Origin of the sequence: Pseudomonas sp. JV449 (genome assembly GCF_032424295.1) — a bacterium.
In the GTDB taxonomy this organism is placed as follows: Bacteria; Pseudomonadota; Gammaproteobacteria; order Pseudomonadales; family Pseudomonadaceae; genus Aquipseudomonas; species Aquipseudomonas marginalis.
In genome coordinates, this window is the sequence record NZ_VYKD01000004.1 from 1 (window position 1) to 20,578 (window position 20,578).

Sequence of the window (20,578 nt, forward strand, 5' to 3'; positions counted from 1 at the left end):
GTGGCTGCGGCCATTCGCGCCATGGTGGTGCGTGGCGCATCGGCGATCGGCATCAGCGCGGCCTATGGCCTGGTGCTCGCCGCTCGCGAGCGTATCGCCGAGGGCGGTGACTGGCAGGCCGCCTGGGAAGAGGACTACGCACTACTGGCCGATACCCGTCCGACCGCCTCGAACCTGTTCTGGGCGCTCAAGCGCATGCGCGATCGCCTGGATCGCGTCAAGAAGCACGCCGATCCGCTGGCGGTGCTGGAGGCCGAAGCGATCGCTATCCATGAAAGCGACCGGGAAGCCAACCTCGTCATGGCCCAGTTGGGCGTTGAGCGGATTCGCAAGCATCAGGGCAATGCCCAGGCGATCTTGACCCATGGCAACGCCGGCGCCTTGGCAACCGGCGGTGTCGGCACGGCCCTCGGGGTGATTCGCGCGGCGTTCCTGGAAGGCTTGGTCGAGCACGTCTACGCCAATGAAACCCGCCCATGGCTGCAAGGCTCGCGGCTGACCGCCTGGGAACTGGCGGGCGAGGGGATCCCGGTCACCGTGAATGCCGACTCCGCCGGCGCGCATCTCCTCAAGACCAAGGGCATCACCTGGGTGATCGTCGGCGCCGATTGCATTGCCGCCAATGGCGATGTGATCAGCAAGATCGGCACCTATCAATTGGCGGTGTGCGCCATGCACCACGGCGTGCGTTTCATGGTGGTGGCGCCGAGTTCGAGCCTGGACCTGATGATGGCCACTGGTGACGATGTGGCCCTGGAGGAGCGCGATCCCGGTGAACTGCTGGAGGTCATGGGGCAGCGCTTGGAGGTCAATGCGTTTAATCCGGTATTTGATGTGACCCCGGCCGACCTGATCGATGTGATCGTGACTGAGAAGGGCGTGGTTGAGCGGCCGGATACGGCGAAATTGGCCAAGCTGATGTGCCGTAAGCGGCTGCATTGAGGGCTGTGGTGTCTGTGAAATGGCTATCGTGGGCAAGCCCCCTGCCACATTTTGACTGTTCACAATTAAAGTGTGGGAGGGGGCTTGCCCCCGATTGGCCCGGAAAGTCAATAAAACCCTCGGATCCGCCCTCAAAAAAAAGCACCACCCCATCTCTGAGCCCCTCTGGTCCTCTTCAAGCCTGTCATCCGTCAAATTACTAGTCTCCATGCGCATCAGGGGGATAGGTGCGTGGCGGCGATTGTGATAACATCCGGCGGTTTCCAGGGCCGCCCCCAGGGGTTGTCCATAACGTGCAGATCCGTGTCATAACTCGTTGATTTGTCGTAAGTCGTTGTCAGGCAGTGTGCCGGCGACGGCGAGCTTCGTTCGTCCCATATGGACGCGACGAGGTTTCACCCGAAAAAGGAATCAGGCTTCTCATGGGCGAACTGGCCAAAGAAATCCTCCCGGTCAATATCGAAGACGAGCTGAAACAGTCCTACCTCGACTACGCGATGAGCGTAATTGTCGGTCGGGCACTGCCTGATGCGCGCGATGGCTTGAAGCCCGTGCACCGGCGTGTGCTGTTCGCAATGAGCGAGCTGGGTAACGACTGGAACAAGCCGTACAAGAAATCTGCCCGTGTTGTCGGTGACGTGATCGGTAAGTATCACCCTCACGGCGACACTGCGGTGTACGACACCATCGTTCGGATGGCCCAGCCGTTTTCCCTGCGCTACCTGCTGGTAGACGGCCAGGGCAACTTCGGTTCGGTCGACGGCGACAACGCCGCGGCCATGCGATACACCGAAGTGCGCATGACCAAGCTGGCGCACGAGCTGCTGGCCGACCTGCATAAAGAAACCGTGGACTGGGTGCCGAACTACGACGGCACCGAAATGATCCCGGCGGTCATGCCGACCCGGATCCCCAACCTGCTGGTCAACGGTTCCAGCGGTATCGCCGTGGGCATGGCCACCAACATCCCGCCGCACAACCTCGGTGAAGTCATCGACGGTTGCCTGGCCCTTATCGACAACCCTGAGCTGACCGTCGATGAGCTGATGCAATACATCCCGGGCCCGGACTTCCCGACCGCTGCGATCATCAACGGTCGCGCCGGCATCATCGAAGCCTACCGCACCGGTCGCGGCCGTATTTACATGCGCGCCCGCTCGATCATCGAGGACATCGACAAGGTCGGTGGCCGCCAGCAGATCGTCATCACCGAACTCCCGTACCAGTTGAACAAGGCGCGTCTGATCGAGAAGATCGCCGAGCTGGTTAAAGAGAAGAAACTCGAAGGCATCACCGAGCTGCGCGACGAATCCGACAAAGACGGTATGCGCGTGGTGATCGAGCTGCGTCGTGGCGAAGTGCCTGAGGTGATCCTCAACAACCTCTACGCCCAGACCCAGCTGCAAAGCGTGTTTGGTATCAACGTGGTCGCACTGATCGACGGCCGCCCACGCATCCTGAACCTCAAGGACCTGCTGGAAGCCTTCGTACGTCACCGTCGCGAAGTGGTGACCCGCCGTACCGTGTTCGAATTGCGCAAGGCTCGTGAACGCGGTCACATCCTGGAAGGCCAGGCTGTAGCGCTGTCGAACATCGACCCGGTCATCGCCCTGATCAAGGCCTCGCCGACGCCGTCGGAAGCCAAGGAAGCCCTGATCAAGATGCCATGGGAATCCAGCGCCGTGGTGGCGATGGTTGAACGTGCCGGTGCCGACTCGTGCCGCCCGGAGACCCTGGACCCGCAATACGGCCTGCGCGATGGCAAGTACTTCCTGTCGCCGGAACAGGCCCAGGCTATCCTGGAGCTGCGCCTGCACCGCCTGACCGGCCTGGAGCACGAGAAGCTGCTGGCCGAGTACCAGGAGATCCTCAACCAGATCGGCGAGCTGATCCGCATCCTCAACAGCGCCGTGCGCCTGATGGAAGTGATCCGCGAAGAACTGGAAGTGATCCGCGCCGAATACGGCGACGTGCGCCGCACCGAAATCCTCGATGCGCGCCTCGACCTGACCCTGGGTGACATGATCCCGGAAGAAGAGCGCGTGGTGACCATCTCCCACGGTGGCTATGCCAAGACCCAGCCATTGGCTGCGTACCAGGCCCAGCGTCGTGGTGGTAAAGGTAAATCGGCTACCGGCGTGAAGGATGAGGACTACATCGCCCACCTGCTTGTCGCCAACAGCCACACCACGCTGCTGCTGTTCTCCAGCAAGGGCAAGGTGTACTGGCTCAAGACCTACGAAATCCCGGAAGCCTCCCGCGCTGCCCGTGGTCGTCCGTTGGTCAACCTGCTGCCGCTGGACAGTGATGAATACATCACCACCATGCTGCCGGTCGAGGAATACACCGAAGGTCACTTCATCTTCATGGCCACCGCCAAAGGCACCGTGAAGAAGACCCCGCTGGAATCCTTCAGCCGCCAGCGCAGCGTGGGCCTGATCGCCCTGGAGCTGGACGAAGGCGACGTGCTGATCAGCGCGGCCATTACCGATGGCGAGCGTGAAGTCATGCTGTTCTCCGACGGCGGCAAGGTCACTCGCTTCAAGGAATCCGACGTTCGCGCCATGGGCCGTACCGCCCGCGGTGTGCGCGGCATGCGCCTGCCGGAAGGGCAGAAGCTGATTTCGATGCTGATCCCGGAAGAAGGCAGCCAGATCCTCACCGCTTCCGAGCGTGGTTATGGCAAACGCACCGCCATCAGCGAGTTCCCGGAGTACAAGCGTGGCGGCCAGGGCGTTATCGCCATGGTCAGCAACGACCGCAACGGCCGTCTGGTCGGCGCGGTCCAGGTGCTCGATGGCGAGGAAATCATGCTGATTTCCGACCAGGGCACCCTGGTGCGTACCCGTGTGGCCGAAGTGTCGAGCCTGGGCCGTAACACCCAGGGTGTGACCTTGATCAAACTGGCCAAGGACGAAAAACTGGTCGGCCTGGAGCGTGTCCAGGAACCATCGGAAGTCGAAGGCGAAGAGCTGGAAGGTGAGGAGTTCGAAGGCGAGGTGATCGCAACCGGCGATGACAGCGTCGACGAGCCAACCCTCGATGCTGCCGCAGACGAAGAAGAACCGCAGGAATAAGCGGACACACAGGGGGCGGATGAAGATTCGCCCCCTTGTTGTTTGTCCCCTTTGAAAGAACAACGCCGCCCCCTGTAGGAGCGAGCTTGCTCGCGAAAATCGTCAACGATAACGCGAGCTGCCTGATGTGCCCTTGCGCTCTCGGGTTTTTCGCGAGCAAGCTCGCTCCTACCGTGTTTGATTTCAGTCCCACCAGATCAGAGAGATTGGATGTGAGCAAGAGAGCCTATAACTTCTGTGCCGGTCCCGCGGCGCTTCCTGAAGCAGTCCTGCAGCGTGCGCAGGGTGAACTCCTCGACTGGCATGGAAAAGGCCTCTCCGTGATGGAAATGAGCCATCGCAGCGATGAGTTCGTGTCCATTGCCACCAAGGCCGAGCAGGATCTGCGCGACTTGCTCGACATTCCATCCAACTACAAAGTGCTGTTCCTGCAAGGCGGCGCGAGCCAGCAGTTCGCCCAGATCCCGCTGAACCTGCTGCCGGAAGGCGGCACTGCCGACTACATCGACACCGGTATCTGGGGGCAGAAGGCCATTGAAGAGGCCTCGCGCTATGGTCACGTCAACGTGGCCGGCACCGCCAAGCCCTACGACTACTTCGCCATTCCCGGTCAGAACGAATGGAAGCTGTCCAAGGACGCGGCCTACGTGCACTACGTCGCGAACGAAACCATTGGCGGCCTGGAGTTCGACTGGGTGCCGGAAGTCGGCGACGTTCCGCTGGTGTGCGACATGTCCTCGGACATCCTCTCGCGGCCTATCGATGTGTCGCGCTACGGCATGATCTACGCCGGCGCGCAGAAGAACATCGGCCCGAGCGGCATCCTGGTCAATATCGTGCGTGAGGACCTGCTGGGTCGCGCCCGTTCACTGTGCCCGACCATGCTCAACTACAAGGTCGCGGCCGACAACGGCTCGATGTACAACACCCCGCCGGCCTTCGCCTGGTATCTGTCGGGCCTGGTGTTCGAGTGGCTGAAGGAGCAGGGCGGCGTGGCGGCCATGGGCAAGCTCAACGAAGAGAAGAAGCGCACCCTGTACGACTTCATCGACGCCAGCGGCCTGTACAGCAACCCGATCAACCTCACCGACCGCTCGTGGATGAACGTGCCGTTCCGCCTGGCCGATGACCGCCTGGACAAGCCATTCCTGGCCGGTGCCGACGCCCGTGGCCTGCTGAACCTCAAGGGTCACCGTTCGGTAGGTGGCATGCGCGCCTCCATCTACAACGCTGTGGACATTCACGCGATCAATGCGCTGGTTGCCTACATGGCAGAGTTCGAAAAGGAACACGGCTAATGTCTGAACAAGAACTCAAGGCCCTGCGTGTACGCATTGACAGCCTGGACGAGAAAGTCCTGGAGCTGATCAGTGAGCGTGCGCGCTGCGCCCAGGAAGTGGCACGGGTGAAGATGGCGTCCCTGGCGGAGGGCGAAGTGCCGGTGTTCTACCGGCCGGAGCGTGAAGCCCAGGTGCTCAAGCGCGTCATGGAGCGTAACAAGGGCCCGCTGGGCAACGAAGAGATGGCGCGGTTGTTCCGTGAAATCATGTCGTCGTGCCTGGCGCTCGAGCAGCCGCTGAAAGTGGCCTACCTCGGCCCGGAAGGCACCTTCACCCAGGCGGCGGCCATGAAGCACTTCGGCCATGCGGTGATCAGCAAGCCGATGGCGGCCATCGACGAGGTGTTCCGTGAAGTGGCGGCCGGCGCGGTGAACTTTGGCGTGGTACCGGTGGAAAACTCCACCGAAGGCGCGGTCAACCACACGCTGGACAGCTTCCTTGAGCACGACATGGTGATCTGCGGCGAAGTCGAGCTGCGCATCCACCATCACTTGTTGGTGGGTGAGAACACCAAGACCGACAGCATCAGCCGCATCTATTCCCACGCGCAGTCCCTGGCCCAGTGCCGCAAGTGGCTGGATGCGCATTACCCGAATGTCGAGCGCGTGGCGGTGTCCAGCAACGCCGAAGCGGCCAAGCGGGTCAAGGGTGAATGGAATTCGGCGGCGATCGCCGGTGATATGGCGGCAGGCCTGTATGGCCTGACGCGCCTGGCCGAGAAAATCGAGGATCGCCCGGACAACTCCACGCGTTTCCTGATGATCGGCAGCCAGGAAGTGCCGCCGACCGGCGACGACAAGACTTCGATCATCGTCTCCATGAGCAACAAGCCCGGCGCGCTGCATGAGCTGCTGGTGCCGTTCCACGACAACGGGATTGACCTGACGCGCATCGAGACACGTCCTTCGCGCAGCGGTAAATGGACTTACGTGTTCTTTATCGACTTCATTGGCCACCACCGCGATCCGCTGGTCAAGGGCGTGCTGGAGAAGATCAGTCAGGAAGCCGTGGCACTCAAGGTGCTGGGCTCTTACCCGAAAGCGGTTTTGTGAGGCTTTAACATGAGTGGCAACTTCCTCGCCCTGGCCCAGCCGGGCGTGCAACAACTGTCGCCTTACGTTCCGGGCAAGCCTGTGGACGAGCTGGCGCGTGAGTTGAACCTGGACCCCTCCAAGATCGTCAAGCTGGCGAGTAACGAGAACCCACTGGGCCCAAGCCCCAAGGTATTGGCGGCGATTCGCGAAGAATTGGCCGAGTTGACGCGTTACCCGGACGGCAATGGCTTCGCCCTCAAGTCCCTGTTGGCAGAAACATGCCGGGTCGAGCTGAACCAGGTCACCCTGGGCAACGGTTCCAATGACATACTCGAGCTGGTCGGGCGTGCCTACCTGGCGCCGGGCCTGAACGCCGTGTTCAGCGAGCACGCGTTTGCGGTCTACCCGATCGTCACCCAGGCGGTCGGTGCCGACGCCCGCGTGATTCCTGCCAAGGACTGGGGCCATGACCTGCCGGCCATGCTGGCCGCCATCGACGCCCAGACCCGCGTCGTGTTTATCGCCAACCCGAACAACCCGACCGGCACCTGGTTCGATGCGCAGGCGCTCAACGACTTCCTGCAGGACGTGCCTGAGCATGTACTGGTGGTGTTGGACGAGGCCTACATCGAGTACGCCGAAGGCAGCGACCTGCCGAACGGCCTGGATTTCCTGGCGGCCTACCCGAACCTGCTGGTGTCGCGCACCTTCTCCAAGGCCTATGGCCTGGCCTCGCTGCGGGTTGGCTATGGCTTGTCGACAGCGGTGGTGGCCGATGTGCTGAACCGCGTGCGCCAACCGTTCAACGTCAACAGCCTCGCCCTGGCGGCAGCCTGTGCGGCGGTGAAGGATGCCGAGTACCTGGAAGAAGGTCGCCGCATCAACGCAAGCGGCATGCTGCAGTTGCAGGATGGCTTCCGTGCGTTGGGCCTGGGCTGGATTCCCTCCAAGGGCAACTTCATCTGTGTCGACCTTGGTCAAGTGGCCGCCCCGGTATTCCAGGGGCTGCTGCGCGAAGGTGTGATCGTGCGGCCGGTGGCCAACTACGGCATGCCGAACCACCTGCGGATCACCATCGGCTTGCCGGCTGAAAACAGCCGCTTCCTGGAGGCGCTGGCCAAGGTCCTGGCTCGTGGTTGATGTCACTGCATTGCAACCTGCCGTGCCTATGATCGGTCGCCTGGTGGTGGTCGGCCTGGGCTTGATCGGTGGCTCCTTCGCCAAAGGCCTGCGCGAAAGCGGGCTGTGCGGCGAAGTAGTCGGTGTGGACCTGGACCCGCAATCGCGCAAGCTGGCGGTGGAGTTGGGTGTGGTGGATCGCTGCGAGGCGGACCTGGCGCTGGCGTGCCAGGGGGCTGACGTCATCCAGCTCGCTGTGCCGATCCTGGCCATGGAGAAACTGCTGGCGGTATTGGCCGGCATGGACCTGGGCCAGGCGATCCTGACCGACGTCGGCAGTGCCAAGGGCAATGTGGTGCGGGCCGCGCAACAGGCTTTTGGCGGCATGCCGTCGCGTTTTGTGCCGGGCCATCCGATTGCCGGTTCCGAGCAGAGCGGGGTGGAAGCGTCCAATGCGCAGCTGTTCCGCCGCCATAAAGTGATCCTGACGCCGCTGGAACAAACCGATCCGGCCGCGCTGGCGGTGGTGGATCGTCTCTGGCGTGAGCTGGGGGCGGACGTGGAGCATATGCAGGTCGAACGCCACGACGAAGTGCTGGCGGCGACCAGTCATTTGCCCCATCTGTTGGCATTCGGCCTGGTGGACTCCCTGGCCAAGCGCAACGAAAACCTCGAGATTTTCCGTTACGCCGCCGGTGGCTTCCGCGATTTCACGCGGATTGCCGGCAGCGATCCGGTGATGTGGCACGACATCTTTCTCGCCAATCGCGAAGCGGTGTTGCGCACCCTGGACACCTTCCGCAGTGACCTCGACGCCTTGCGCGACGCGGTCGATGCCGGGGATGGCCATCAATTATTGGGCGTGTTCACCCGTGCGCGTGTGGCGCGTGAGCATTTCAGCAAGATCCTGGCTCGCCGGGCCTATATGGAAACCGCTGTGAACGCCGATGACCTGACTTTCCTCGCCAACCCGGGCGGCCGCTTGAGCGGGCGTATCCGGGTGCCGGGTGACAAGTCGATCTCCCATCGCTCGATCATGCTCGGCTCGTTGGCCGAGGGCGTGACGGAGGTGGAAGGGTTCCTTGAGGGTGAAGACGCCCTGGCGACCCTGCAGGCGTTTCGCGACATGGGTGTGGTGATTGAAGGGCCGCACCATGGGCGCGTGACCATTCACGGTGTGGGCTTGCACGGCTTGAAGCCGGCGCCGGGGCCGATTTACCTGGGCAATTCCGGTACGTCCATGCGCCTGCTGTCCGGTTTGTTGGCGGCACAACGCTTTGACAGCGTGTTGACCGGCGATGCTTCCCTGTCCAAGCGCCCGATGAACCGCGTGGCCAAGCCATTGCGGGACATGGGTGCGGTGATCGAGACCGGGCCGGAAGGGCGTCCGCCGCTGACCATTCGTGGCGGCCAGGCGCTCAAAGGCATGAGCTATGCAATGCCGATGGCCAGTGCCCAGGTCAAATCGTGCCTGTTGCTGGCGGGGCTGTATGCCGAAGGTCAAACCGCAGTGACCGAGCCTGCGCCGACCCGTGACCATACCGAGCGTATGTTGCGCGGTTTTGGTTACCCGGTTGCGGTGGAAGGCGCTACCGCATCGGTGGAATCGGGTCATGTACTGACGGCTGCCCATATTGAAGTGCCGGGGGACATCTCCTCTTCGGCATTCTTCCTGGTGGCGGCTTCGATTGCCGCGGGCTCCGAGTTGTTGCTGGAGCATGTCGGCATCAACCCGACCCGCACCGGGGTGATCGATATCCTGCGGTTGATGGGGGCCGATATCACCTTGGAAAACCCGCGCGAAGTGGGTGGCGAGCCTGTCGCTGACCTGCGGGTGCGGGCAGCTGTATTGAAGGGTATCGAGATTCCAGAAGCGCTGGTGCCCCTGGCTATTGATGAATTCCCGGTGTTGTTCGTCGCGGCCGCCTGCGCTGAAGGCCGGACCATTTTGCGGGGCGCCGAAGAGTTGCGTGTTAAGGAGTCCGACCGTATCCAGGTCATGGCCGACGGTCTGCAGGTGTTGGGAGTGAAGTGTGAACCGACCGCCGATGGGATTATCATTGACGGTGGCCTGATGGGCGGTGGTGAAGTCCATGCCCATGGCGATCACCGGATTGCCATGGCCTTCAGCGTGGCTTCCCTGCGGGCGGCTGCGCCGATTCGTATCCATGACTGCGCCAATGTTGCTACGTCTTTTCCGAACTTTCTTACACTGTGTGCCCAAGTCGGCATCCGTGTTGCCCAAGAGGCTCAATTGTGAATATCAAAGCACCGGTGATTACCATCGACGGGCCAAGCGGCTCGGGCAAAGGCACGATCGCCGGCATCCTGGCCAAGCGCCTGGGCTGGTGCCTGCTGGATTCCGGCGCGTTGTACCGCCTGCTGGCGTTTGCCGCACGCAACCATGGCGTCGACCTGACCAACGAAGAATCCCTGAAGCTGCTGGCCGCGCACCTCGATGTGCAGTTCGTCGGCGCGACGGAAGGTCATCCCCAGCGCATCATCCTGGAAGGGGACGATGTGACCGATGACCTGCGTAACGAGCAGGTCGGCTCCTGGGCCTCCCAGGTTGCCGCGCTGCCTGCGGTGCGTGATGCGCTGTTGCAGCGTCAGCGGGCTTTCCAGGAGCCGCCGGGGCTGGTGGCCGATGGCCGCGACATGGGCACGGTGGTGTTTCCCGAGGCGCCGCTGAAGATTTTCCTGACCGCCAGCGCCGAGGAGCGGGCTCGCCGCCGCTACTTGCAGTTGAAGGGCAAAGTCGATGGTGTTAGTCTGTCGAGTCTGCTAGATGAGATCCGTGCACGCGATGAGCGTGATACCCAGCGCGCAGTAGCCCCGCTCAAGCCGGCGGCTGATGCCATACAGCTGGATTCCACGGAGTTGTCCATCGAGCAGGTGCTGGAACGCATCTTGAGTGAAATCGCCATTCGCGATATCGCCGGGTGATCAAGAAGGCCGCAGGGGACCAGTCATAGTCCTGCGGTGGCTTCTTTTAACTGAAACTGACCCACACCGTCTGGGGTGTGGAGATGGGCGTATTCTTCGCCCTTATCAACAGGAATTAAAATGAGCGAAAGCTTTGCGGAACTCTTTGAAGAAAGCCTAAAAACCCTGAACCTTCAGGCAGGCTCCATCATCACCGGTGTTATCGTTGATATCGATTACCAAGCTCGCTGGGTAACCGTTCACGCTGGTCTGAAGTCTGAAGCTCTGATCCCGCTGGAACAGTTCTACAACGATGCTGGTGATCTGACAATCAATGTCGGTGACGAAGTTCACGTTGCTCTGGACTCGGTTGAAGACGGTTTCGGTGAAACCAAGCTGTCCCGTGAAAAAGCCAAGCGCGCTGAATGCTGGATTGTTCTCGAAGCAGCCTTCGCAGCTGAAGAAGTGGTCAAGGGCGTTATCAACGGTAAGGTTAAAGGCGGCTTCACTGTCGACGTTAACGGCATCCGTGCGTTCCTGCCAGGTTCTTTGGTCGACGTTCGTCCTGTGCGGGACACCACGCACCTGGAAGGCAAGGAACTCGAATTCAAGGTCATCAAGCTCGACCAGAAGCGCAACAACGTTGTCGTTTCCCGTCGCAGCGTCCTGGAAGCAGAGAACTCCGCCGAGCGTGAAGCTCTGCTGGAATCCCTGCAGGAAGGCCAACAAGTCAAAGGTATCGTCAAGAACCTCACCGATTACGGCGCATTCGTCGATCTGGGTGGCGTCGATGGCCTGCTGCACATTACCGACATGGCTTGGAAGCGTATCAAGCATCCTTCTGAAATCGTCAATGTTGGCGACGAGATCGATGTCAAGGTTCTGAAATACGATCGCGAGCGCAACCGTGTTTCCCTGGGCCTGAAGCAACTGGGTGAAGATCCATGGGTCGCTATCAAAGCCCGTTACCCAGAAAGCACTCGCGTCACCGCACGTGTTACCAACCTGACCGACTACGGCTGCTTCGCTGAGCTGGAAGAAGGCGTTGAAGGCCTGGTACACGTTTCCGAAATGGACTGGACCAACAAGAACATCCACCCTTCGAAAGTCGTACAAGTCGGCGACGAAGTGGAAGTCATGGTTCTGGACATCGACGAAGAGCGTCGTCGTATCTCCCTGGGCATCAAGCAGTGCAAATCTAACCCATGGGAAGATTTCTCTGGCCAGTTCAACAAGGGCGATAAAATCTCCGGCACCATCAAGTCGATCACCGATTTCGGTATCTTCATTGGTCTGGACGGCGGCATCGACGGCCTGGTTCACCTGTCCGACATCTCCTGGAACGAAGTTGGCGAAGAAGCTGTTCGTCGTTTCAAGAAGGGCGACGAGCTGGACACCGTTATCCTGTCGGTTGACCCAGAGCGCGAGCGCATCTCCCTGGGTATCAAGCAACTGGAAAGCGATCCGTTCTCCGAGTACGTTCAAGAGAACGACAAAGGCGCAATCGTTAAAGGCACTGTGAAAGAAGTTGACGCCAAAGGCGCCATCATCGTTCTGGCCGACGATATCGAAGCGACTCTGAAAGCCTCCGAAATCAGCCGTGACCGCGTTGAAGACGCGCGCAACGTTCTGAAAGAAGGCCAGGAAGTAGAAGCCAAGATCATCAGCGTCGATCGCAAGAGCCGCGTGATCCAACTCTCCATCAAGTCGAAAGACGAAGTGGAAGAGAAAGAAGCCATCCAGAGCCTGAAATCGGCTCCGGAAGCTGCAACAGGCGAGACCACCATGGCCTCCCTGCTGCGCGAAGCAATGGCTAAACAGAACTAAGTTCTGTAAGGCTGTAAAAAAGGGCGACTTCGGTCGCCCTTTTTTGTGCCTGAAATTCGCTGAATCAACACGCAAGAACCAAGGCAGACGCCTTGGTGTCAGAGCTGAATAGAGTATTGATAAAGGCGCTCCCGTGTTTTTAAGAATTTCGATGAACAGGCTTATCGTGGTGTTCGCAGTAGTAATGCTTGCAGGCTGTTCCGTTACCAGCGCCAAAACTCACGCGAGGCGCGGTGTCAGCGGCATTGAGGTCGATTGCTCGGGGTTGGGCAACAACTGGGATAAGTGCGAGAAACGCGCCGCCCGCGAATGCAGGCTGCAGGGCTATAAGGTCATCACCAGGTCCAGCGACGCCAACGACGAAGAGGGTGATTACTTGTTCGGTTGGAACCCTGCAGGAGCGGTCACTCGTACCATGCTCGTGATCTGCAATTGAGAGTGTGGGTCGCTCATGGCGGCGTTATTCAAACGGCAGATAAGTTGGTAGATGGGCTGTTCAAATTCATCAAGTCATGCTAAAACCTTCGAAGCGCTTTTCCTAGCTGCTTGAAAAAGAAGGGAAAAATATGACGAAGTCGGAGTTGATCGAACGAATTGTCACCCATCAAGGGCTGCTTTCATCCAAGGATGTGGAGCTGGCTATCAAGACCATGCTTGAGCAAATGTCCCAGTGCCTCGCGACCGGGGATCGAATTGAGATCCGTGGGTTTGGCAGTTTTTCGCTGCACTACCGCGCGCCAAGGGTAGGGCGGAATCCTAAGACTGGGCAGTCGGTGAGTCTGGATGGGAAATTTGTGCCTCATTTCAAGCCGGGGAAGGAATTGCGGGATCGGGTGAATGAGGATGAGGAGGAGGGGGTCTGAGACGTTTTGGGTTGGGAGGGGCTTATGCGTAGGTTTAAGCACGTTTTGATAGCGTTCGTTGTGCTGGTTTTAACATTTCTCATAATTGCATTTGTCTTGGAGAACCAGCGAAGTACGTCATTGTCGTTTTTTGGCTGGTCTACGGCTGAGCTTCCAGTGTCAGTGTTCATGGCGCTGTCATTAATGCTCGGTTTGATCGTTGGGCCGGTGCTCTGTTTAATTGCGCGTATCAAGAGATCTGATCGAAAAAACTAGTCATTTTCGTTGTCGGTGGGAGGAGTCAGGCAGTTCTGTAGTCTCCTATTCAAAAGACTGTGCAGCAGACGTCTCTGTGGATTTTCTTCGAGTTGGCAGGCCTTTTTGTTTTGCGATCAAGATGAGGGTGCGAGCTTGCACGTCATCTATTTGTGTTCGTTTTTGACTTTAAGGATGTAGAGCTTAAAATACTCATCAATTTCGTCACCCCCTTCATCTTTAACTGCACAACACAACGCTGATTTTCAGTCTGCATGCTGGCAAGCTTCGACGTTTTCCTTGAGCCCATTAACTCTTATCTGTAGCGTGTTTTCAGGGGGAGTCGAGGGGGCTTGTCGGTCTGCTGGTCTTGAGGTGAGTTGCCGGCTAGAAGCTTGTCGTGCTGTGCGGATTGCCCTAGGACTCATTATGTTCAGCGGAAAAACGCTCCTTATCACTGGCGGTACCGGCTCATTCGGTAACGCAGTGCTTAAACGCTTCCTTGGCAGCGATATCGCTGAAATTCGCATCTTCAGCCGCGATGAGAAGAAGCAAGACGATATGCGTAAGCGCTACGCTAATGCCAAGCTGAAATTCTATATTGGCGATGTGCGCGATTATCAGAGTGTGCTCACTGCCACCCGTGGAGTGGACTACATTTTCCACGCAGCAGCGCTCAAACAGGTCCCATCCTGCGAGTTTCACCCAATGGAGGCAGTCAAGACCAATGTCATTGGCACCGAAAATGTTCTTGAAGCTGCAATCCAGAACGCAGTCAAGCGTGTGGTTTGCTTGAGTACGGACAAGGCTGTCTATCCCATCAATGCCATGGGTATATCCAAGGCTATGATGGAAAAGGTAATGGTTGCCAAATCCCGTAATGTCGATGATAAAAGAACCGTTATTTGTGGCACTCGTTACGGTAACGTCATGGCTTCGCGTGGCTCGGTGATTCCCTTGTTCATCGAGCAAATCCGTTCAGAACAGGCATTAACCCTGACTGATCCGAATATGACTCGGTTCATGATGACACTGGCGGACGCCGTCGATTTGGTGTTGTACGCATTCGCGCATGGCCGTAACGGTGATCTTTTCGTGCAAAAAGCACCTGCGGCAACCGTCGAGACTTTGGCCAAGGCACTGACCGCTATGGTTGGTAAGCCCGAGCACCCTATTCAAGTCATTGGCACGCGTCACGGCGAGAAGTTGTTCGAGGCGCTTTTGAGTCGCGAAGAAATGGCGTGCGCTGAAGATAAGGGCGACTACTATCGTATTCCGCCAGATTTACGTGACCTGAACTACTCCAAGTTTGTGGAGCTTGGTGAAGAGAAAATCTCTCGTACGGAAGACTATAACTCCCACAATACCGAAAGGTTGGATGTGGCAGGTATGCAGCGCCTCTTGCTCAAACTTGAGTTTATGCAGGCTATCCAACGTGGCGAGCATGCTACGCCGGAGGAGTAAGTAATGAAGGTATTGGTCACCGGGGCTAATGGTTTTGTTGGTAAGAATCTGATAGCGCACTTGAGCGAGCGTAAAGATATCGAGGTAGTGCCCTTTACCCGAGATAACAGCATCGCCCAGTTACCTCTCATGGTGGCCGAATCCGATTTTATTTTTCACTTGGCAGGGGTCAATCGACCGCTATTGCCGCAAGAGTTTAAAACTGGAAACACCGATTTGACTCTTGCTCTTTGCGAAGCAATTAAGGTGAGCGGCAAGCCAATACCTGTTCTTTACACGTCGTCGATCCAAGCTGATCGAGATAATCCATATGGCGTCAGCAAACTCGCTGCTGAGCAGTTATTGCAGGATCTACACACCAGTCACGGTTCTCGCATTCAGGTGCTGCGTTTACCCAATGTATTTGGCAAATGGGCACGTCCCGATTACAACTCAGCTGTCGCAACTTTTTGCCATAACATCACTCGGGGCTTGCCGGTTCAGATCAATGACCCTAAGTCAGTGATCAGCCTGGTCTACATCGATGATGTTATTGATTGTTTCGTCAGTGCTATGGACGGCGGATCATTCGCTGACTCAAATCCGCAGGTAAGTCCGGTATACAGCATTACCGTAGGGGAGTTGGCGGATCAGTTGCATACCTTCCGTAAAAGCCGTGACACGCTGATCAGTGAAGCTGTTGGCACAGGGCTAGTGCGGGCGCTCTATTCGACCTACGTGAGCTACCTGCCTGTCGAACAGTTCGCTTATGACGTTCCTAAGTACGGAGACCCACGTGGCGTTTTTGTGGAAATGTTGAAGACCAAAGACAGTGGGCAGTTCTCTTACTTTACCGCTTATCCTGGCATCACACGCGGCGGCCATTACCACCACAGCAAAACCGAAAAATTCCTGGTAATCAAAGGCCTGGCCTGTTTCCGTTTTCGCCATATCATTTCTGGCGACTTTTACGAATTATTCACTAGCGGCGATGAGCCTCGGATCGTAGAGACTGTACCTGGTTGGACTCACGATATTACCAACGTAGGTGATGACGAAATGATCGTAATGCTTTGGGCAAACGAGATTTTCGACCGCGAGCGACCGGATACTTTTGCTCTGCCGGTTGGAACTCAAGCCTGAAGTCAAGGTGTGAAGCCGATGGTTAGGTTGATGATCCAGACGTTTATGAATTTGGAAGAGTGTTGAGATGAAAAAGCTAAAAGTCGTCACGGTTGTGGGCACACGCCCCGAGATCATTCGCTTGTCGCGAGTGATGGCGAAGCTGGACGAGCACTGTGAGCATATCCTCGTACATACCGGACAAAATTATGATTACGAGCTAAACGAGATTTTTTTCCAAGATCTTGGCATCCGTAAGCCCGATCACTTTCTCAACGCAGCAGGCGCCAGTGGTGCACAGACTATCGGTAACGTGATTATTGCCGTAGATCGCGTCCTGGAACACGAGCAGCCAGAAGCTCTATTGGTGCTTGGTGACACCAACAGTTGCATGGCGGTCATTCCAGCCAAGCGTCGTAAAATCCCGACGTTCCACATGGAAGCCGGTAATCGTTGTTTTGATATGCGCGTGCCGGAAGAGATTAACCGGCGCATCGTTGACCATACGGCGGATATAAACCTGACCTATAGCAGTATTGCCCGCGATTATTTACTGCGTGAAGGTCTGCCGCCGGATATGGTGATCAAAACCGGGAGCCCCATGTACGAGGTGCTCAATTATTACCGCGAGGGAATCGAAGCTTCGAGCGTATTGGAGCGTCTTGGCCTGGACGCAGGCAAATTTTTTGTCGTGAGTGCTCACCGTGAGGAGAACATCGATTCGGACAAGAACTTTCTAAAGCTGGTAGACGTCCTTAACACTGTTGCAGCCCATTACGAACTGCCGGTAATTGTGACCACCCACCCGCGTACTCAAAAGCGGGTAGACGCAATGGGCGTCATCTTTCACAAGAACGTGCAACTGCTCAAGCCACTGGGTTTCAAGGATTACAACAAACTGCAGTTGACCTCCAAAGCCGTGCTGTCAGATAGCGGCACCATTAATGAAGAATCGTCGATCCTCAATTTTACGGCGCTGAACATACGTGAAGCCCACGAACGGCCTGAAGGCATGGAGGAGGCGGCGGTGATGATGGTTGGCCTAGAAGTGGACCGTGTCATGCAAGCCTTGCAACTCCTGGAACGTCAAGGGAGTGGTCACGAGCGCACGCTTCGCCTCGTATCGGATTACAGCATGCCGAATGTTGCCGAAAAAGTGGTGAGGATTATCCACAGCTATCGTGATTACGTTATGCGTACAGTATGGAAGCAATATTGATTGGATAGGTTCGCTCAAGAAAAGCCGCTGAAGATTCTGGTGGTCACTCAGTATTTTTGGCCGGAAAACATGCGAATCAACAACATGGTCGAAGGGTTTATCGCCATGGGGCACGAGGTGACTGTGCTCACCGGCGTGCCCAACTATCCGGAAGGCAAGGTCTATGCTGATTTCCGTGGGGACCCTGCGCAGTTCTCTAATTATCGAGGTGCTCGGGTTGTGCGCGTGCCGATGCTGGCGCGAGGCAGGCGCAGCATCACCCTAGCCTTGAACTACTTTTCTTTTTTTACGAGTGCCTCAATAGTCGGCAGCTATAAGCTGCGCGGTCAGTCATTCGACTCAATCTTCGTGTATGCCGTATCTCCTATTATGGCGGCAATTCCCGCACTGGTGATTGGGCGCCTGAAAAAAGTGCCGGTATTTGTGTGGGTCTTGGATTTGTGGCCGGAAACCTTGAGCGCGGTCGGCATTATCAAACATCCGAAATTGCTTGGCATGGTCGGCAAGGTGGTGTCCTGGATCTACAATCGCACCGACTACCTATTGTTGCAGTCACGTGCCTTTGATGAAAACGTCAGAAAGTACTGTACCCGCTCGATTTCGGCCGATCGCCTTGTGTACTTCCCAAGTTGGGCCGAGGACGACTTTGCCGGGGAGGTACAGGTAGCCTCCGAACTGCTTCAACGTGATGAGTCCGTCTTCACTATCTTGTTCGCCGGTAACCTTGGCGAGGCTCAGGACTTCCCGGCGATACTGGAAGCGGCCAAAGCACTCAAGGGAGATCTTCAGGTCCGATGGGTGATTGTAGGAGATGGCCGGGCCAGTGAATGGCTTACCAAGCACATATCTGAACATCAGATGAGCAATGTCTTGTTGTTGGGGCGTCATCCACTCGAAAAAATGCCTGCACTTTTCTCTGTGGCGGACGCATTGCTGGTGTCATTAAAAACCAACGAGGTTTTTGAAAGGACTATCCCAGGCAAAGTTCAGGCCTATCTGGCCTCGGGCAAGCCCATTATTGCGATGATTGATGGTGAGGCCGCTAGAGTGGTTGTTGAGTCAGGTGCCGGTATGGCCTGTGGTTCAGGCGATGCCCGAGGGCTGGCCGAAATCGTGCGCACCATGGGCACTTTAACTGCCCCAGAGCTTGAGCGTATGGGGCTGTCTGGTAGGGATTACTACCTTGAACATTTCTCCAAAGCCAAGTTGTTCGAGCGTCTTGAGTCGCTTTTCAGAAAAGCCACTTTGAGACAGGGCAATAAATCATGAGAATTATGTTGTTGACAGGTGCATCTGGTTTTGTCGGGCGAGCCGTGCTTGATCGTGTAGTACAGGATAGGCGCTTCGAGCCGGTCATTGCTGTCCGTAAAGCCCTTTCCGATTTACCCGGTACGACTAGGATGGTGAAGATAAACGCGATTGATGCCGCGTGTGACTGGAGTGAGGCAGTAACCGATTGTGCTGTTGTGGTTCACTGTGCAGCGCGCGTCCATGTGATGAGTGACGCTAGTGCTGATCCATTAGCGGAGTTTCGCAAGGTTAACGTCGACGGGACACTGCAACTCGCCAGGCAGGCTGCACAGGCGGGAGCCAAGCGCTTTATCTTTGTCAGTTCGATCAAGGTCAATGGTGAAGGCACGCGACGGGGCGCGCCTTACACCGCTGATGCAGAGCCTGCTCCGGTGGATCCTTATGGCATCTCCAAGATGGAGGCTGAACAGGCTCTTAGGCTATTGGCTGCGCAGACAGGAATGGAGGTTGTCATCATCCGTCCGACACTTGTCTACGGACCAGGAGTGAAGGCCAACTTTCTCAATATGATGCGCTGGTTGAGTAAAGGTGTACCTCTGCCCTTTGGGGCCATCCATAACCAGCGCAGTCTGGTCGCCTTGGATAATCTTGTGGACCTTATCCTGACGTGCGCCGAGCACCCATTGGCCGCGAATGAGACGTTTCTGGTCAGTGACGGTGAGGATCTTTCTACCACTCAGTTGTTGCGTAGAATGGCTGCTGCACTGGGGACTCCGGCACGCTTATTACCGGTGCCAGCATGGATATTGGAGTGCGGGGCCTCGTTGCTGGGGCGCAAAGCACTTTCTCAGCGCCTCTGTGGCTCGCTGCAGGTCGATATTGGTAAAACCCAGAAACTTCTGGGCTGGGTCGCGCCTGTGAGTGTTGATCAAGCTTTGTTAAAGGCTGCTCAGCATTTTTTGCACGTTAAAAAGTAGGCAAATAGGCGATTTTCGAATAACCCTACCGGCTTGAATTGGCTCGGCGACGAGTGATGCATCTCTTTTTGCCAGCATTCTGTTTCAGGAACTGATCGTACATGTCCATTTGGTTGGTGTTTGCAACGGTGCTTATAGCGTCGTTATTTTTGACTTGGGTTCTACGCCGCTATGCGTTGACACGCAGCCTGATGGATATACCCAACTGTCGCAGTTCTCACTCGGTGCCTACGCCACGAGGTGGTGGTGTCGCCATTGTCGTTACTTACCTGGTGGCATTGGGTGTGATGGTATCTATGGGGCTTATAGGTTGGGCTACTGCACTGCCTTTGCTGGGCAGTGGATTATTGATTGCCTTGGTCGGTTTTCTCGATGATCACGGGCATGTCGCTGCGCGTTGGCGTTTACTAGCGCATTTTGCAGCGGCGGCATGGGCACTGTTATGGATGGGGGGGTTACCCACATTAAACGTTGCGGGGGTTGATCTGAGCCTTGGTTGGCTTGGACACCTGTTGGCGGCCATGTACTTGGTCTGGATGCTCAATCTCTATAACTTCATGGACGGAATCGACGGCATCGCCAGCATTGAGGCAGTTTGTGCTTGCACAGGGGCGAGCTTGGTCTATTGGCTGGCTGGGCACGACGCACTCATAATAGCTCCTGGGCTACTGGCAATTGCAGTGCTGGGTTTCTTATATTGGAATTTTCCGCCCGCGCGCATCTTTATGGGAGACGCCGGCAGCGGGTTTCTAGGTGTCGTGATTGGAGTGTTTTCTTTACAGGCCGCATGGGTGGCCAATGAGTTGCTTTGGGTTTGGTTGATTTTGCTGGGCGTATTTATCGTTGATGCGACCTTTACTTTGGGCCGGCGTTTACTGCGTGGAGACAAAATCTACGAGGCCCACCGCAGTCATGCATATCAGTATGCTGCACGTAAAGTTGGGCGTCATATGCCAGTTACAATCACCGTTATGCTCATCAATTTACTCTGGCTGCTCCCGATTGCTGTGTGTGTCGGCATGGGGTTTAACGGGCTTATTGGCCTGGTGATAGCGTATGTGCCGTTGGTGATATTAGCCGTGAAGTTTCATGCCGGTGAATTGGAAACGCCTTCATAATAGGTACCGGCTGCGATTTTAAATAGATGAGCTATACGTAGGGTGCTGGTTTTTGAGTCGTTACTAGGGACTGAGGTAATTCAAAGG

Annotated in this window: 16 protein-coding genes; all 16 read left to right on the forward strand. The window is 57.0% G+C overall.

Annotated elements, in window-relative coordinates:
• Positions 1-942: S-methyl-5-thioribose-1-phosphate isomerase (gene mtnA, locus F6S08_RS04145; protein ID WP_315871314.1), on the forward strand; the 942-nt coding region annotated here is incomplete at its 5' end.
• 422 nt (positions 943-1,364) lie between these two features.
• On the forward strand, positions 1,365-4,019 hold the full coding sequence (gene gyrA, locus F6S08_RS04150) for a DNA gyrase subunit A (protein WP_065928116.1): 2,655 nt from the start codon (positions 1,365-1,367) through the stop codon (positions 4,017-4,019).
• Positions 4,020-4,231: 212 nt separating this feature from the next.
• A complete protein-coding gene (gene serC / locus F6S08_RS04160; RefSeq protein ID WP_065928115.1) occupies positions 4,232-5,317 on the forward strand; it encodes a 3-phosphoserine/phosphohydroxythreonine transaminase in 1,086 nt (361 codons plus the stop codon).
• The gene (gene pheA, locus F6S08_RS04165; RefSeq protein ID WP_003172650.1) at positions 5,317-6,411 is read left to right on the forward strand and encodes a prephenate dehydratase; all 1,095 of its coding nucleotides are present in this window, start codon (positions 5,317-5,319) and stop codon (positions 6,409-6,411) included. Before serC ends, pheA begins: the two co-directional genes overlap by 1 nt.
• Before the next feature lie 9 nt (positions 6,412-6,420).
• Positions 6,421-7,533, forward strand: a complete 1,113-nt coding sequence (hisC, locus tag F6S08_RS04170) for a histidinol-phosphate transaminase (protein WP_092359025.1) — start codon at positions 6,421-6,423, stop codon at positions 7,531-7,533.
• Positions 7,534-7,561: 28 nt separating this feature from the next.
• Entirely contained in the window at positions 7,562-9,772 is a 2,211-nt protein-coding gene (locus tag F6S08_RS04175) for a bifunctional prephenate dehydrogenase/3-phosphoshikimate 1-carboxyvinyltransferase (protein WP_065928289.1), read from the forward strand.
• A complete protein-coding gene (gene cmk, locus F6S08_RS04180) occupies positions 9,769-10,458 on the forward strand; it encodes a (d)CMP kinase (protein ID WP_003172653.1) in 690 nt (229 codons plus the stop codon). The genes F6S08_RS04175 and cmk overlap by 4 nt, the downstream gene beginning before the upstream one ends.
• Before the next feature lie 120 nt (positions 10,459-10,578).
• On the forward strand, positions 10,579-12,264 hold the full coding sequence (rpsA, locus tag F6S08_RS04185; protein ID WP_027604177.1) for a 30S ribosomal protein S1: 1,686 nt from the start codon (positions 10,579-10,581) through the stop codon (positions 12,262-12,264).
• A gap of 151 nt (positions 12,265-12,415) precedes the next feature.
• Positions 12,416-12,700: a hypothetical protein gene (locus tag F6S08_RS04190; protein ID WP_315871315.1), complete on the forward strand. Its 285-nt coding sequence runs from the start codon at positions 12,416-12,418 to the stop codon at positions 12,698-12,700.
• Positions 12,701-12,830: 130 nt separating this feature from the next.
• Complete coding sequence (gene ihfB / locus F6S08_RS04195; protein ID WP_003218804.1) at positions 12,831-13,127, forward strand: integration host factor subunit beta; 297 nt, start codon at positions 12,831-12,833, stop codon at positions 13,125-13,127.
• A 663-nt stretch (positions 13,128-13,790) separates the two neighbouring features.
• A complete protein-coding gene (locus tag F6S08_RS04200) occupies positions 13,791-14,825 on the forward strand; it encodes a polysaccharide biosynthesis protein (protein ID WP_065947424.1) in 1,035 nt (344 codons plus the stop codon).
• A gap of 3 nt (positions 14,826-14,828) precedes the next feature.
• On the forward strand, positions 14,829-15,947 hold the full coding sequence (wbjC, locus tag F6S08_RS04205) for a UDP-2-acetamido-2,6-beta-L-arabino-hexul-4-ose reductase (RefSeq protein ID WP_065947425.1): 1,119 nt from the start codon (positions 14,829-14,831) through the stop codon (positions 15,945-15,947).
• A gap of 67 nt (positions 15,948-16,014) precedes the next feature.
• Positions 16,015-17,145, forward strand: a complete 1,131-nt coding sequence (locus tag F6S08_RS04210) for a UDP-N-acetyl glucosamine 2-epimerase (protein ID WP_065947426.1) — start codon at positions 16,015-16,017, stop codon at positions 17,143-17,145.
• Positions 17,146-17,214: 69 nt separating this feature from the next.
• A complete protein-coding gene (locus F6S08_RS04215; RefSeq protein ID WP_083221176.1) occupies positions 17,215-18,414 on the forward strand; it encodes a glycosyltransferase family 4 protein in 1,200 nt (399 codons plus the stop codon).
• Positions 18,411-19,373, forward strand: coding sequence for a UDP-glucose 4-epimerase family protein (locus F6S08_RS04220; protein WP_065947428.1), 963 nt, complete (start codon positions 18,411-18,413; stop codon positions 19,371-19,373). Before F6S08_RS04215 ends, F6S08_RS04220 begins: the two co-directional genes overlap by 4 nt.
• 101 nt (positions 19,374-19,474) lie before the next feature.
• Entirely contained in the window at positions 19,475-20,491 is a 1,017-nt protein-coding gene (locus F6S08_RS04225) for an MraY family glycosyltransferase (RefSeq protein WP_065947429.1), read from the forward strand.
• Positions 20,492-20,578: the final 87 nt, after the last annotated feature.